The organism is Rheinheimera sp. F8 (assembly GCF_001518915.1).
In genome coordinates this window covers 803,855-817,548 of sequence record NZ_CP013656.1, presented here as the reverse complement: position 1 = coordinate 817,548, position 13,694 = coordinate 803,855, and the positions used below count along the sequence as shown (strand labels likewise).

Sequence of the window (13,694 nt, the reverse complement as noted above, 5' to 3'; positions counted from 1 at the left end):
GGGCGATGACGAAACTCAGGATCACCAGTTGGCTGGCCAGACAATCCATTCCGCTGCTGATCTTTGCCGGGGTGTTCCTGTTGCAGTGGTCAGCGCCCGCTGGTCTGGAGCACAGCGTGCTGCGGCTGGAAGGTCTGCTGTATGATGCCAAAGTACAGTATCTGCCACCCTGGCCACGCAGTGTCAGCAATATTCAGATTGTCGACCTCGACGAAGCCAGCCTGCACGAAATTGGCCGGATGCCGTGGGATCGCCGGCAATTTGTCAAACTGACCGAACAACTGGCCAAAGCCGGTGCAGTACTGGTGGTATATGATGTGCTGTTCTCCGAACCACAAGCCAATGCGGCGCTGCAGGCACTGCAAAGCTGGCCCCGGCAAACGACATTGTCCGGTTTACAGCGCCAGGATCTGCTGTTACATGCCAGCCAGCTCGACCCCGATACGCATTTTGCCAAAGCCTTGCATTCAACCGAAGTCGTGCTGGCCAACTTACTGCACCGCCACGGCAGCCTTCGCACCGGGCAGATCAGTCCTGCGGTGCTTGGTGTTGCCCAGCAACGTCCGGCCGGCACCACCCTATTTGAACCGTTCAGCGGTTTTGCAGCTCCGATCGCAGCTTTGGCCACAGCAGTGCGTGGTCAGGGGTTTATCAATGCCGAGGAAGACGCCGACGGGTTTGTCCGCCGGGTCGCCCTGGTGCATCAGCTGGATCAACAGCTGTATCCGTCATTGGCACTGGAAGCATTCCGGGTATACAGCCTGCTCGATCAGGTGCAGCCGCGCTGGCTGCAGCACAACGGCCAGGCATATTTACAAGGCGTACAGATCGGCAGCAGTCTGGTCCGTACCGACCAACAAGGCCGGATCCTCATCCCGTACCGTGGCGGCGCCCGGCATTATCCCTACACGTCTGCTGCCGATGTGCTGACCGGTCGGGTCAACGACCAGCGTTTTGATCAGGCGGTGGTGTTTGTTGGCACGTCGGCGACTGGTCTGGCTGATCTACAGGCAACCCCGACCGCGTTGAACTTTCCCGGTGTCGAGATCCACGCCACAGTCTTTGACGGTCTGATGGCGCCACAAACCTTGCCCTACCGGCCGGACTGGTGGGCCGGCGCCACATTACTGCAGTTATTGCTGGCTGGCCTGTTGTGCCTGTGGTTGTTTCCAAGACTGGGCCCGCTTGGCAGTGTCGCGACGGCATTGGCCCTGATCCTGCTGACGCTTAGTCTGAACCTGTGGTTGTGGCGTATGCAGACGCTGGACCTGCCACTGTTGTCGCCGCTGCTGCTGATCAGCATGCTGTCGGTTTATTTCATCAGCTACGGGTTTGTCAGTGAGACCCGACGACGCAAACAAATCAATGCCGTGTTTGATCAGTATCTGCCACCGGCCCATATTCAGCGCCTGCTGGCTGACCCGGGATCCGTCAGTCTGGCTGGGGAGAAAAAACAATTATCCGTGCTGTTTTGTGATATCCGCGGCTTTACGACTATCTCGGAGCAGATGTCCGCGCAGCAGCTAAAACTCTGGCTGAATCAATATTTCAACGCGCTGACCCGCGCCATTCAGCAGCACGACGGCACCATAGATAAATATGTCGGTGATATGGTGATGGCATTTTGGGGCGCGCCACTGGCCGAGCCTGCCCATGCCAGCAAAGCGCTGATGGCAGCTTTTGCCATGCTGCGGGCACTGGAACCGCTGAACCTTAGTTTTCAGGCCGCAGGTCAACCTGTGGTGCGGATTGGCATCGGTATTAATAGTGGTGAAATGAATGTCGGCGATATGGGTTCCGATTTTCGCCGCAGTTACACCGTGATTGGCGACGCGGTGAATCTGGGTTCCCGCCTCGAAGGGTTAACCAAATTTTATGGTGTGCCGTTACTGGTCAGCGAATTTACCAAAGCTGAAGCGCCGGAGTTTCAGTATCTGCTGGTTGATAAAGTCCGGGTGAAAGGCAAACAGATCCCGATCCGGATTTACCTGCCACTGCCGGCGGATCTGACGCCCGTACAGCGCAGTCAGTGCCAGTTACTGCAGCAGGCACTGGATGCCTATTTCGCCCGGGATTTTAGCGCTGCGCAATTGCAGTTACAGGATCTGCACTTGCAGACAGGCCAGCCTGAGGACAGTTATCAGTCATTGGATCTGACACCGCTGATCAACTTGTACCTGCAACGCATCAGCGCTTTTCACCAGGAACCGCCACTCCCAGATTGGGATGGCAGCCATGTGCATTCCTGACAGGTAAGCGCCATGGATGGTGCGAATCACCGACAGTTGCTCCTGCAATGTCGGTGTACCGTCCATCCCTGGACATAAAAAAAGCCCCCGCAACTTTTCAGGATACCGTGCGGGGGCCAAGGCTAAACATGGGTGACTGGATGCTATTAAGCAGGCAAAGGGGTCCAGCACAGACTCAGCCCCACCAACGCCAGCAACAGCGCCTGGGCCTGCCCGAGCTGACGCCGCACTTGCGGTTTGGGTGTGGTGCCCACTCCCCAGCGTACCAGGCTGAGCCATAACGTATGTGCCAGCACCGAACAGCTGACAAAAATCAGCGATAACACGGCGAATTGTGGGGCGGCTGGTTCCGTCACATCGATAAATTGCGGAAACAACGCACTGATAAATAACCAGGCTTTAGGATTGGTCAGTGCCACGCCTACACCACGGCTAAACCAGCCGGCATTGGCAGGCCGCTGCACCGGCTGCGCCAGCACCGCAGTTGTCGTGGCGCTGGCCTGTTGCCATTGCAGCCAGGCCAGATAGAGCAGATAAGCAGCACCGCAAATTTTTAACATGCTGAATGCCAGTGCCGACTGCAACAACAGCAGGCTCACCCCGCCAAACGCCAGTAACGAGACCAGCAACAGACCACAGGCATTACCCAGTGCACCGGCAAAAGCGGGTTTGCTGCCAGACGTCAGCGCATTTTGCATGGTAAACAACACTGCCGGTCCCGGCGTCAGTGTGGTCACCAGTGCAACCGCAGTAAAACTCAGCCATTGTTCCGGCGCCATAATTGCCCTGCCTGTGCCAATAAAGTGCCGCGATTGTAAAACAGCGACTCAAGCACGACGAGCCACGCCTGGTGATTTGATTGTTTCCAAATCCTTGCTGTGTCTGCTTTTTTTGCAAGATCGTTCCGCCGGTCACAAGCAATATCATTAACTTATTTAATTCCTGTCATTTACATCAACTTCACTCCGGCTAGTGTCAGAGCTGCACCTGCCCCACTCTGCTGAGTCTGCAGGGCTTATGTCAAAGTCCGCCGCTACCAAGGAGTTTGTGATGCCAAAACCATTGCCGTTATTACCATTTCTGCTTTTATTTGTTTCTGCCACCAGTCCGGTGTCTGCCAGTCCACCGGCGCCGCTGAAAATAGCCGACACAGTGCCAGCACAGGTAGAGCTGATCCCGGACACAACCCAGCGTCAGCTCATCAGCCATGAACGGCGGATTGAACACCGGCTGCGCCAGGCCGGTGCCAGCTTTATCAAAGTGCATTTTCAACACCTGAAGCTGCCAGCCGGCGCTTATGTCCAGGTCAGTTCCGCCGACGGCAGTGAGTATTATCGCTATGACGGTCGCAGCAATGCACAAGCGACTTTTAACCCGGCGGCAGGTGAAGATGGCCGTCAGCGGTTTGCTGCGATGTCGGTCAGTGGCGAACAAGCGCTGGTCACGCTGGTGCTGCCGGCCGGCGTCGACTGGCAGGACGGGCATCAGTTAAAAATCGACAAATTTTTTGCCGGTCATGCCGCAGTAGATCCGGCGCCGGATAGCGATGTCAGTACACTCTCCACCTGTGGCATCAACGAACGACGCGACGCCGTTTGTTATGCCAGTAGCCACGCCAGTGCCTTTGATCGCAGCAGACCTGTGGCCCGGCTGTTGATTGGCGGGTCCGGGTTATGTACCGGCTGGCGCGTAGGTAAAGACAATCATCTGCTGACGAACAACCATTGTGTGGCGACCGCCGGCGAGCTGAGCAGTACGGAAGTCTGGTTTAACTATCAGAACAGTCAGTGTGGCAAAAACTCGCCGGCTACGGTGGTCAAAGTGACCGGCCAGCAGCTGTTTCGCACTGATTACACGCTCGATTACACATTGTTCAGTGTGAATGACTTTGCCCGCATCAGTAGCTTTGGCCATTTAGGTCTGACCGTGCGTCCACCGCAACAAGGTGAAAGTATTTTTATTCCGCAGCATGGCGCCGGCAACCCGAAAGAGCTGGCGATCTTCAGTGATCAAAACAACAGCGGTTTGTGCGAAATCGATGTCGCCAGCACAGCAGGCCGTGCTGCCGGTACTGACACCGGCTATTACTGCGATACGATTGGTGGTTCTTCCGGCTCACCGGTGATCGCAGCGCAAACCCAAAATGCGATAGCTCTGCATCATTTTGGCGGTTGTACCAATCAGGGCGTGTTGATCAGTAAGATCTGGCCGCAAGTGGCGGATGTATTTAATCAGCAGGTGCCAGTGGGCGATCAGCAAACAGGTAGTAATCAACCGCCGGTGGCGGAATTCAGCGCCAGTTGCGACGGATATTTCTGTCGTTTTTCCGCCGAGGCCTCCAGTGATCCGGACGGCAGTATCAGTGGCTACCACTGGCAGTTCGGTGATGGCATGGCGGCATCCGGTATGGTTGTTGAACATCAGTACCACACCACAGGCCGGTTCCGGGCAGATCTGACCGTAACGGATCAACAACAGGCCAGTGCCAGTAAAAGCCGCGAGCTGGTCATTTCCGACCCTGCCTTTCGCCTGATCCAGGCCGGCGAAGCTGTCCCCAATTTACACGGCGAAAAAGATCAGCAATTAAATTTCCGTCTGCTCACCAGCATTGCCAATCAACGGGTACAGATTAGCAGCAGCGGGGGTACAGGTGATGTGCAGCTGTATGCCAGAACCGGCACTGCGCCTGATGCCAGCCAGTTTGACTGTAAATCGGCGCAAAGCGGTAATAACGAAAGCTGTAGTCTGTTTGTCGCGGAGCCAGCTACTGTGTATCTGCGGCTGATTGGCCAGAGCGCATTTAGCGCTGTAACCCTGCTCGCCACCAGTCAGACGGTGCCACCCAGTGGTTTTCCTAAACTGAACCAAAGCGCGGCCAAAGGCAGTTGGTTACGTTATGAATATAAAGTGATCGCAGACGGTAAACTCAGCATCAGCAGCACTGGTGGCAGCGGTGACGCAGACTTATATGTCCAAAAAGGTACTGCGCCCAGCACCACCTTGTATGACTGCCGGCCTTATAAACAAGGTAACAATGAAAGTTGCAGTCTCACGGTAAAAACCGGCGAAGTGATCCACATCGGTTTACGCGCTTATCAGGCCTTTTCCGGCCTGACCCTGGACGTTCGTTAAACTGCAAAGGCGGCGGCGGTATCAGACCGCTGCCGCCTTCAGGTGCATTTGTTTTAATTGCCGCTGCAACAGGGTGAAACTCAAGAGTCCCTGTACCAGCACACTGAGCGCGGAACACCACCAGACCTGGGTTGGCGTAAACGCCGGTTGCTGGCTAAGCCACAGCACAGGCCCGACAAACAAGGTTAACCTGACAGCAGAACTCAGCAACGACGGCCAGGTATTGCCGAGTGCCTGAAACATGCCGGAACAGGTCAGTACCACGGCCGAGGTCAGGTAATTCCACGAGATAATTTTGATAAACACGACACCGGCCAGTACCACTGCGGCGTCAGCAGTGAACCAGCGCATCAGGGTTTCCGCTTCCAGCTGACTGAACAGGAAAATCAATAACATCAGACCGACACTAAGCATCAGCGCCGCCCGCATCGTCTGGTGCACCCGCACCAACAACCCGGCACCGAGGTTTTGCCCGGCAATTGCAGGGATCGCAAAGGACAAGGCCACCACCGGCAACGACACCGCCTGAATGATCCGCATGCCAATGCCAAAAGCCGCCTGCACGTCGGTGCCCAGATCACGGATCACCCAATAGACAAAAGCGGTAAATAAAAACATCAGTGCATATTCACCACCCGCCGGCAAACCAATTGACAGCAAGCGGCGCCACACCGGCAATTGCAACGACCAGCCTGCACTGGTATCCAGTACCTGATGCTGACAACGACGGAAATATTGCCACAACAGCACCACGCCGACGAAAGACGCCAGTGTGCTGGCCAGTCCTGCACCGGCCACGCCTAACGCCCAACCTGTACCCCAACCGGAGATCAGCACCGGCGCCAGAATTAAATTCAGTAAAACCGTCAGCAGCTGGACCACCATCGCCGGTTTCACCACACCAACAGCCCGCAGCGCAGAGCCTATTGCGGTCGACACAAACGCCAGCGCCAGACCTGGCAGATACCATTGTAAAAACTCAGCGCCGGCCTGGCGTACCGCCGGATCGGTACTGACCGTCTGCAGATAAAAGTCCTGTAATAAAACCCCTGCCAGCAGGGTCAGCGCGGTCAGTGATCCCGCCAATAACATCGACTGACGAAATACCTGATTCGCATAAACATGGTCACTGGCGCCGGTGGCGCGGGCGATCAGACTGACTGTGCCGACACTGAGCATCTGCGTCAGCGCCAACACCAGAAACATCAGTGCTGAACCGGCTCCGACTGCAGCGACGGCCGCAGGGCCGATACTGGCAACAAAGTACATATCGACAAATAAATACAGCCCCTGCACCAGCATGCCAATCATCATCGGCGTGGCCATATTAATTAAATGCCGGGATACAGAGCCCTGGGTTAAATCAGTCATGTTGAATGTCCTATGAAACAGCGGCTTAGTATGCCGTATGTAGCAAAACACTGCATCTGCCGCGCTGTAACAGGAAATGATTGTCAGTCTGAACAAAGCCCGATACATTCAGCGTTAACACAGGATCAGGAGTCGGAATGTGAACAAGGAAGAAACCACTATACCTATAGACCAACAGCTGGATGTTGCCGGGTCTGCACAATTGTCCACGGTCGCAGTACCTTCCGGTGATACAACCGACAATGCCCGGCTCGCCGGCCAGCCTGCCAGTCGTAAAGATCGCTTTTTGGGCTGGCTGATTGATTTGGTGTTACAGGTGTTGGCCTCAGCACCGTTCTTCTGGTACATGGGATTAGAGGCCTTTCAGAATCCGACGCCGGCACTAATGCTGGCCAATTCTGCCAATGCGATCCTGGTTTATCTGGCTTTGCACGGTTATTTACTGCACAAGTATGGCCAGACTATCGGCAAAGCAGAGTTCGGCATGCGAATTGAAATGTTAAACGGGCAAAAAGCCAGCCTGCAACATATTGTGCTGTGGCGCTATCTGCCGGTGATTTTATTGTCTTTTGTGCCGGTGATTGGCCAGTGGCTGACCGGACTGCTCGACCCGCTGCTGATTTTTCGCCAGGACCGGCGTTGTCTGCATGATCACATTGCCGGCACTCAGGTGCATTATTGCTATCGTGGGGATGAGCCGCGCACTGAAACGGCAACGCCCGCAGAGCCCACCGAAGCTGCTGCGGTAACCACTGCCGACACTGAGCAGCAACGATAAGACCTGGCGCGGCCAGGCTAGTCGTCCCGGTTCAGCGCTTCGAGCAGTTCGATGACAAAAGTCAGGTCGGAATTGGGCGGGATCATGTCGCCGATTTGCCGCTCGCCGTAGGCCAGCGCGGCGGGTACCTGTAATTTACGGGTGCCACCGACCTGCATACCAATCAGGCCCTGCACCCAGCCCTGGATCACGCGGTTTTTACTCAGCACAGTTTCAAACGGCGCGTTATGCCGGTACGACGAATCAAACTCAGTGCCGTCCGCGAGGTAACCGCGATAATGTGCTTTGATTAGCGCGCCACCTTTTTTCACTGTGTTGCCGGATCCTGGGATCAGGTCTTCGATAATCAGTTCTGTCAGCGCCATGGTTAATCCACCCTCCAGCCAAAAAGCGGCATTATATCGCAAAGCCGGCAGTGTTCGTGGCGATGCTCACCACTTGTTACAAGCCAGGCTGTGACAACGCAGATCTGCTGTGATACCAATAATGCCAATTCAATTTAATAGAGGTGTGCAGATGAAAACGCTTGGACTGATTGGTGGCATGAGCTGGGAATCGACAGTGCCGTACTACCGGCTGATTAATCAACAGGTGAACCAGCGACTCGGTGGTTTACACAGTGCCCAAATAATACTGTACAGCGTTGATTTTCAAAAAATTGAAGCGTTGCAACGTAGCGGCGACTGGCCACAGGCCGGACGGATGCTGGCCGAAGCTGCACAGGCATTACATCGTGCCGGCGCTGAAGGTCTGGTGCTTTGTACCAATACCATGCACAAAGTTGCAGCGGCGATCACTGCGGCCACGCCTTTGCCGTTATTACATATTGCCGACGCAACAGCGCAACAAATCCGCCAGCAGGGTCTGCGGCGTATCGGTTTATTGGGCACCCGTTTTACGATGGAACAAGATTTCTACAAAGCCCGCCTGGCGGAGCAAGGTATCGACGTGTTGATTCCGGATCAGGCCGGACGCGATCTGGTACATCAGGTGATTTATGAAGAACTTTGTCTTGGCCAGATCAATGCAAATTCACGTCTTGCTTATCAGCGTATTATCGCGGACTTAGTGACGGCCGGTGCCGAAGGTGTGATTCTGGGCTGTACCGAGATTGGCTTGTTAGTGCAACCTGAAGATGCGGCAGTGCCATTATTTGACACCACCGCCATCCATGCCCGCACTGCGGCGGACTGGATGTTGGCTGAAAACGGCTGATCAGAAGGTCAGCGGCGGCAAGTTGGCAGGTTGCCAACTGTCGCCCGGCGCACTGGTCCAGACCACCAGCTCCAGCTGCTGCGCCATATTGGCTTCTTTGAATTTCAGACTGTATTGCTGGCTGGAACGGATCACCAGATGCCCATCTTCCAGACTGCTCACCGCTCCGTAAACCGGCACCAGACTGCCATACATAATCAGGCCACCGTCGCTGTTAATTTTGCCCTGACTTGCATATAGCGTTTTCGCGCTGTCGAGCAACAGTTTACCGGCTTCATCTTTTGCCTCAGTTGGCACCGCATCGACGGTGTAACTGAGTTTGCACATCTCCTGAGCGTTACCTGACTCATTATCTGTACCGCAGACAACAGGCCGAGCATGCGTCACATCTGTGTCTAACACAGTACCATTGCTGCTGATTTGTGCCTTTTTATCGCCACTGACCGGCACGTCCAGTTCGACTTTGACAGAATAGCCAGTGCCGATAATGGAAGGCTCAGGCGCCCAGACGCGGAAACGACCCTGCGTGACGGCTACTGGCTCCGGCCAGGCGGCCTGCATCAAATAATGTTCAGTTAACGCTGGATCGGTTTTAAACTCGGTGTCGCCACTGGCCAGCAGCTGACCTTGTACCTGATCCTGTTCAAAGATATCGCTGAACCGCGTGTCTAAACCAGTCCCCTCGACGCGCACCGGCGTTTGCAGGTGAAAGGCGGCCTGCAGTTGATTCGCCGAGCCAATTGCCGGTGTACTGGTCTGGTCTTTGACATATAACCGGGCATGCAGGATCACCAGATTTTCTTCCGCAATGGCAGCGGGGTCGGCGGTCGCGACTTGTGGTGTGGCCACTGCAGAAGTTGTAGTCGCCACTTCCGGCGCCGGTGAGCAAGCGGTTAAAACAAATAAGGTCAGACTGGCTGACGAACACAACAATGGTTTAAACAAACTGGACATGGATCCCTCCGGAAACTAGATCAGCTGAATTTCAGGCCCAGTGTCAGCAGCCAGGCCTGAATCCGCGGTGAATCATATTTCAGCTAAAACAGCTAAATACATTACCAGTGCAGCTGCGCGATCGCATCCGGCACTTCGCCGAGCAGCACCTGTTGGATGGTCCCGTCGGCTGTAACCGTCACCAGCTGCGGAATGCCTTTGCTGGCGACTTTGTGATACAGCGCCCGGTCCGGATCGGCCACTAACGCAAAATTCAGCTTATATTCGCTGCGAAACTTCTGCAGCGCCGGAATTTGTTCTTCGCGACCAATGCCAATGATTTGCAGATCTTGTTGACGCACCAGATCCGACGCCATCAGCTGGGTCATCGCCCGTTTTGAATCGCCGCACCAGGTGGCAAAAAACAGCAGCAGCTGGCGTTTACCCGACGCAAGGGTCACTTCATTGCCGTCAATAGTGCGCAGCGTCTGCCATGGCAGCTGTGCACCAGGCTGAATAGCGAATGCAGCAGCAGGCGTTGCCGTTGCCGTTGCCGTTGCCGTTGCAGGTTGCGCTGCCGCGACAGGTTTAGCTGCAACAGCTGCCGGCGTCTGACTACAGGCGCTGAGGCTCAACAGCACACTGCATACAATCCCGACACTGCTTATTCCCGCTTTGCGCATACTCAACTCCGTTCTGTTTTTGCATGATTGTGAAAAACCATCTTAAGGCTAAGCCATTATAAAAGCTTCGAAAATCTGCTAGCCGGCAACGTTGTGGTTTAGCGCAGCTGTTGGCGGATAAACTGGTCCATCTGTTCACGTAATTCCGGCATTTGTTTACCTAAACTATGATCGCCGCCCGGTACTATCACCAGCTCGTGCGGTTGTTTGCGCTCAGCCAGCAGCTTGGCGATTTGTGTGGCGTTGCCAACCGTAACCCGCTCGTCTTTGTCACCATGCACAATCATCACCGGCAAGTCGGCACGGATCTGCGGCAGGAAATGGCTGACCGAGCGTTGCTGTAAAACGGCTGTTTTGTTATTGGCGTAATCCGGAATCCGCGCTTTGAATACATTTTCCATCTCAGGGCGATATTGCAACTCGGCCTCTAAATCGGTCACACCGGCAACAATCACCAGTGCATCCAGTTCCGGCCATTGCTTGGCCGCCAACCAGGTTTGCATACCGCCCCGGCTATGCCCCATCATCGCAACATGTTCAGGATTGGCCGCCGGAACTTGGGTCAGCATGGTTTTAAAGGCCAGCACATCGGCCACATCCGCGCCGCCAAATTCGTCTTTACCAATTTGTTCTGGCGGTAGTTTCATTGGATTGTGATCACCCCGATAGTTACTGGCGAACACCACATACCCCTGTGCCGCCAGCGGCATCAGCTGCTTGAGCACTGGACCGCCAAACATCAGCTGTCCGGTGTGGCCGTTGCCACCGCGGTTGTACACCAAAACAGGTAACGATTTGGCAGCGGCTGACTTTGGCAGGATCAGATACCCCATGACCATTACACCATCAACGTCATAAAAAAATTGTTCGCAATGTAATTGCTGCTGATACTGTTCGAATTCTGCTTTAGGGAAATTGGCTTTGGTCGCCGCCTGAACTTGCGGCTTATGCTGATTGCGCGCCAGCAACATCCCCAAAAAACTGTCATGGCTTTGAAACGGGCCAGAAAAACAGTTTATAGATTTTTTCATCAACGGTTTGAAGTCGGCTGCCGGGGCAATCGCGGCAGGGGTGGCGGCCTGTGTCAGACCTGCAGCAACCACAAAAACAACAGGGCAAACAAACTGTAATAAACGCTTTAACTTCATCAGGATAACTCCATTTCCAGTTCATATCTGGTCTTAGAGTAACAGGGCGAATCGACAGATAAAAGCGATCAATTTACGTTAATTCAACATTTTCAGCATTTTTTGCAAAAATCGTTGCTCTGCGGCCTGACTGGTTTTCGCCAGCGCCTGCTGGTAATAGCGCCGGGCCAGCTCTACCTGCTGCAGCTGTCGGTAGCAGTCAGCCAATGCCGCATCCAACAAATGATAATTACTGAGTCCCCCCTGTTGTTCCAGCGCCTGCAACAGCGGCAATGCGGCCGCCGCACCGTCGCGTTGGCCGATGGCGACAGCGCGGTTCAGTGCCACCACCGGCCCGGGTTCCAGCCGTTGCAACACATCATAAAGCGCGACGATTTGTGGCCAGTCGGTGTCTGCCGCCGCCGGGCTTTCGGCATGCAGTGCGGCGATGGCCGCCTGCAGCGCGTAAGGACCAAAGCGGAGCCCGGACAGAGCCTGCTCCGTCAGTTGCACACCTTCTGCGATCAATAGCTGATCCCACAGCGCCCGATTTTGCTCCGCCAACACAACCAGATCGCCGGTAGCATCCAGTCGTGCCGCACGCCGGCTTTCCTGCAGCAGCAATAACGCCAGCAGCGCTTTGATTTCACTGTCATCTGGCAACAACTGTTGTAACAGCCGGGCGAGCCGAATGGCTTGCGCCGACAATTCCGCACACAGCAGTTTGTCACCGCTGCTTTGGCTATAGCCCTCGTTAAACAGCAGATAAATGACTTTTAAAACCGTATCGAGCCGCTCTGGCAACTGGGCGGCTTGCGGCACTTCATAGGGAATGGCAGCGTCACGGATCTTTTGTTTAGCCCGCACGATACGCTGTGCAATAGTGACCGGGCTTTGCAAAAAGGCGCGGCCTATCTGTTCAGTCGTCAGGCCACAGACTTCGCGCAGCGTCAGCGCGAGTCGCGCTTCCGGCGATAACGCCGGATGGCAACAGATAAAAATCAGCCGTAGCTCGTCATCCTGCAGCATTGCCGTGTCGTCCGGCCGCGCCGTTTCAGTCGCCAGGCCAGCGTCTTCGCCCTGCTCCAGCAACCAGGCTTCAGCAGTGGCCCGTTGACGCTGCTGGCTACGCAGTTTATCGATGGCTTTAAAACGGCCGGCTGACACCAGCCAGCTCAGCGGATTGTCCGGCAGACCCTGCTCTGGCCATTGCTGCAAGGCCGCGGCAAAAGCCTCCTGTAAGCCGTCTTCGGCCAGACTGAAATCGCCAAGCAAGCGGATTAAAGTCGCCAGCACCCGGCGTGAATATTGCTGATACAAAGCCGCTACGACTGCTGGCGTTACGACTGCAGCCATCAACATCCACCCGCGACCAGCAGAACCAACTCAGACATCCAGCTCACGCACCGGCCGCACTTCAACTGAGCCGACCCGCGCCGCCGGAATACCCGCAGCCAGCAGAATGGCCTCGTTTAAATCCCGCGCTTCGACCAGATAAAAACCCGCCAGCTGTTCTTTGGTTTCGGCAAAAGGGCCATCGGTTAACAAGGTTTTACCGGCGCGTACCCGCACTGTGGTGGCACTGGCCACCGGCTGCAGTGCCTCGGCCGCCAGCATACGGCCACTTTGCTGCACCGCTGCGGCATAAGCAAAACACTCAGGGTCCTTTGGGCTTTCCGGCAGTGAATGCAGCAATTTTTCATCGCTGTAGACCAGACATAAATATTTCATCGTTATGTTCCTCAGGCGGCGTCAGGCTGCAGATCAAACAACGCGGCCCCAGTTACCATATCAAAAGGTGCAGAAAAATGGTCGTGGAAAATCCGCCATTGGCCCTGTTGTTGCTGCCAACCCTGAGTCACGCGCATCCAGCAGCCCTGTACTTCGCCTTTGTCATTGGTGCCGGCGCAATATAACAACGCATGCATAATGGCCAGGTCCGCACTGTGACGGATCTGAATATCCTTCAGGTCAAAAGCGAGATGATTCGGGCACATTTCCAGGCATTGTTGCCAGTGTGCGAAATAGTCGGCCTGGCGAAACTGCAGTTGTTTGACCGCGTCAAAGGCCCGCACATCTTCCGTATAATGACTGCAGATCGCCGCGAAATCGCTGCGTTTTATTGCTTGCACCCATTGGTCAATCGCATGGTGTAGTTGGCTCAGGTTTGGTTCTGTGGTGTGCATCAGGTTGCTCCTTGAGGTGT

13 protein-coding genes are annotated in these 13,694 nt (G+C 55.1%); 4 read left to right on the top strand and 9 right to left on the bottom strand.

Annotated elements, in window-relative coordinates; all coding sequences use genetic code 11:
* The first annotated feature begins 5 nt into the window (after nucleotides 1-5).
* Nucleotides 6-2,249: an adenylate/guanylate cyclase domain-containing protein gene (locus tag ATY27_RS03685; protein ID WP_208932812.1), complete on the top strand. Its 2,244-nt coding sequence runs from the start codon at nucleotides 6-8 to the stop codon at nucleotides 2,247-2,249.
* Between the two features lie 146 nt (nucleotides 2,250-2,395).
* Here ATY27_RS03685 and ATY27_RS03680 read toward each other — a convergent pair whose 3' ends face one another.
* Complete coding sequence (locus ATY27_RS03680) at nucleotides 2,396-3,028, bottom strand: LysE family translocator (protein ID WP_208932811.1); 633 nt, start codon at nucleotides 3,026-3,028, stop codon at nucleotides 2,396-2,398.
* A 271-nt stretch (nucleotides 3,029-3,299) separates the two neighbouring features.
* On the opposite strand from ATY27_RS03680, the gene ATY27_RS03675 reads away from it, so the two are divergent.
* Nucleotides 3,300-5,381: a pre-peptidase C-terminal domain-containing protein gene (locus ATY27_RS03675; protein WP_208932810.1), complete on the top strand. Its 2,082-nt coding sequence runs from the start codon at nucleotides 3,300-3,302 to the stop codon at nucleotides 5,379-5,381.
* A gap of 21 nt (nucleotides 5,382-5,402) precedes the next feature.
* On the opposite strand, the gene ATY27_RS03670 is transcribed toward ATY27_RS03675, so the two are convergent.
* Nucleotides 5,403-6,752 carry an MATE family efflux transporter gene (locus tag ATY27_RS03670; RefSeq protein WP_208932809.1) on the bottom strand — a complete coding sequence of 450 codons (1,350 nt, stop codon included), beginning with the start codon at nucleotides 6,750-6,752 and terminating at the stop codon, nucleotides 5,403-5,405.
* 139 nt (nucleotides 6,753-6,891) lie between these two features.
* Here ATY27_RS03670 and ATY27_RS03665 point away from each other — a divergent pair, with 139 nt between their 5' ends.
* Nucleotides 6,892-7,530 (top strand): RDD family protein, encoded by a 639-nt coding sequence (locus tag ATY27_RS03665; protein WP_208932808.1) that lies wholly within the window; start codon nucleotides 6,892-6,894, stop codon nucleotides 7,528-7,530.
* 17 nt (nucleotides 7,531-7,547) lie between these two features.
* Here the strand turns inward: ATY27_RS03665 and ATY27_RS03660 are convergent, their stop codons facing one another.
* The gene (locus ATY27_RS03660; protein ID WP_208932807.1) at nucleotides 7,548-7,895 is read right to left on the bottom strand and encodes an FKBP-type peptidyl-prolyl cis-trans isomerase; all 348 of its coding nucleotides are present in this window, start codon (nucleotides 7,893-7,895) and stop codon (nucleotides 7,548-7,550) included.
* A 151-nt stretch (nucleotides 7,896-8,046) separates the two neighbouring features.
* Between ATY27_RS03660 and ATY27_RS03655 the strand changes: the two genes are divergently transcribed.
* Nucleotides 8,047-8,745, top strand: coding sequence for an aspartate/glutamate racemase family protein (locus ATY27_RS03655; protein ID WP_208932806.1), 699 nt, complete (start codon nucleotides 8,047-8,049; stop codon nucleotides 8,743-8,745).
* On the opposite strand, the gene ATY27_RS03650 is transcribed toward ATY27_RS03655, so the two are convergent.
* From ATY27_RS03650 to ATY27_RS03625, 6 genes are all read right to left on the bottom strand, one after another.
* Nucleotides 8,746-9,699, bottom strand: a complete 954-nt coding sequence (locus ATY27_RS03650; RefSeq protein ID WP_208932805.1) for a hypothetical protein — start codon at nucleotides 9,697-9,699, stop codon at nucleotides 8,746-8,748.
* A gap of 101 nt (nucleotides 9,700-9,800) precedes the next feature.
* Nucleotides 9,801-10,361 carry a TlpA disulfide reductase family protein gene (locus ATY27_RS03645; protein WP_208932804.1) on the bottom strand — a complete coding sequence of 187 codons (561 nt, stop codon included), beginning with the start codon at nucleotides 10,359-10,361 and terminating at the stop codon, nucleotides 9,801-9,803.
* 98 nt (nucleotides 10,362-10,459) lie between these two features.
* Entirely contained in the window at nucleotides 10,460-11,509 is a 1,050-nt protein-coding gene (locus ATY27_RS03640; RefSeq protein ID WP_208932803.1) for a prolyl oligopeptidase family serine peptidase, read from the bottom strand.
* A 78-nt stretch (nucleotides 11,510-11,587) separates the two neighbouring features.
* A complete protein-coding gene (locus ATY27_RS03635; RefSeq protein WP_208932802.1) occupies nucleotides 11,588-12,844 on the bottom strand; it encodes a sigma-70 family RNA polymerase sigma factor in 1,257 nt (418 codons plus the stop codon).
* Between the two features lie 30 nt (nucleotides 12,845-12,874).
* Nucleotides 12,875-13,219: a YciI family protein gene (locus tag ATY27_RS03630; RefSeq protein WP_208932801.1), complete on the bottom strand. Its 345-nt coding sequence runs from the start codon at nucleotides 13,217-13,219 to the stop codon at nucleotides 12,875-12,877.
* 11 nt (nucleotides 13,220-13,230) lie between these two features.
* Nucleotides 13,231-13,674, bottom strand: a complete 444-nt coding sequence (locus ATY27_RS03625) for a nuclear transport factor 2 family protein (RefSeq protein WP_208932800.1) — start codon at nucleotides 13,672-13,674, stop codon at nucleotides 13,231-13,233.
* Nucleotides 13,675-13,694 lie beyond the last annotated feature (20 nt).

Coding starts and splice junctions, on each gene's coding strand:
- ATY27_RS03685 (WP_208932812.1), top strand. CDS start 6: ATGACGAAACTCAGGATCACCAGTTGGCTGGCCAGACAATCCATTCCG.
- ATY27_RS03680 (WP_208932811.1), bottom strand. CDS start 3,028: ATGGCGCCGGAACAATGGCTGAGTTTTACTGCGGTTGCACTGGTGACC.
- ATY27_RS03675 (WP_208932810.1), top strand. CDS start 3,300: ATGCCAAAACCATTGCCGTTATTACCATTTCTGCTTTTATTTGTTTCT.
- ATY27_RS03670 (WP_208932809.1), bottom strand. CDS start 6,752: ATGACTGATTTAACCCAGGGCTCTGTATCCCGGCATTTAATTAATATG.
- ATY27_RS03660 (WP_208932807.1), bottom strand. CDS start 7,895: ATGGCGCTGACAGAACTGATTATCGAAGACCTGATCCCAGGATCCGGC.
- ATY27_RS03655 (WP_208932806.1), top strand. CDS start 8,047: ATGAAAACGCTTGGACTGATTGGTGGCATGAGCTGGGAATCGACAGTG.
- ATY27_RS03650 (WP_208932805.1), bottom strand. CDS start 9,699: ATGTCCAGTTTGTTTAAACCATTGTTGTGTTCGTCAGCCAGTCTGACC.
- ATY27_RS03645 (WP_208932804.1), bottom strand. CDS start 10,361: ATGCGCAAAGCGGGAATAAGCAGTGTCGGGATTGTATGCAGTGTGCTG.
- ATY27_RS03640 (WP_208932803.1), bottom strand. CDS start 11,509: ATGAAGTTAAAGCGTTTATTACAGTTTGTTTGCCCTGTTGTTTTTGTG.
- ATY27_RS03635 (WP_208932802.1), bottom strand. CDS start 12,844: ATGGCTGCAGTCGTAACGCCAGCAGTCGTAGCGGCTTTGTATCAGCAA.
- ATY27_RS03630 (WP_208932801.1), bottom strand. CDS start 13,219: ATGAAATATTTATGTCTGGTCTACAGCGATGAAAAATTGCTGCATTCA.
- ATY27_RS03625 (WP_208932800.1), bottom strand. CDS start 13,674: ATGCACACCACAGAACCAAACCTGAGCCAACTACACCATGCGATTGAC.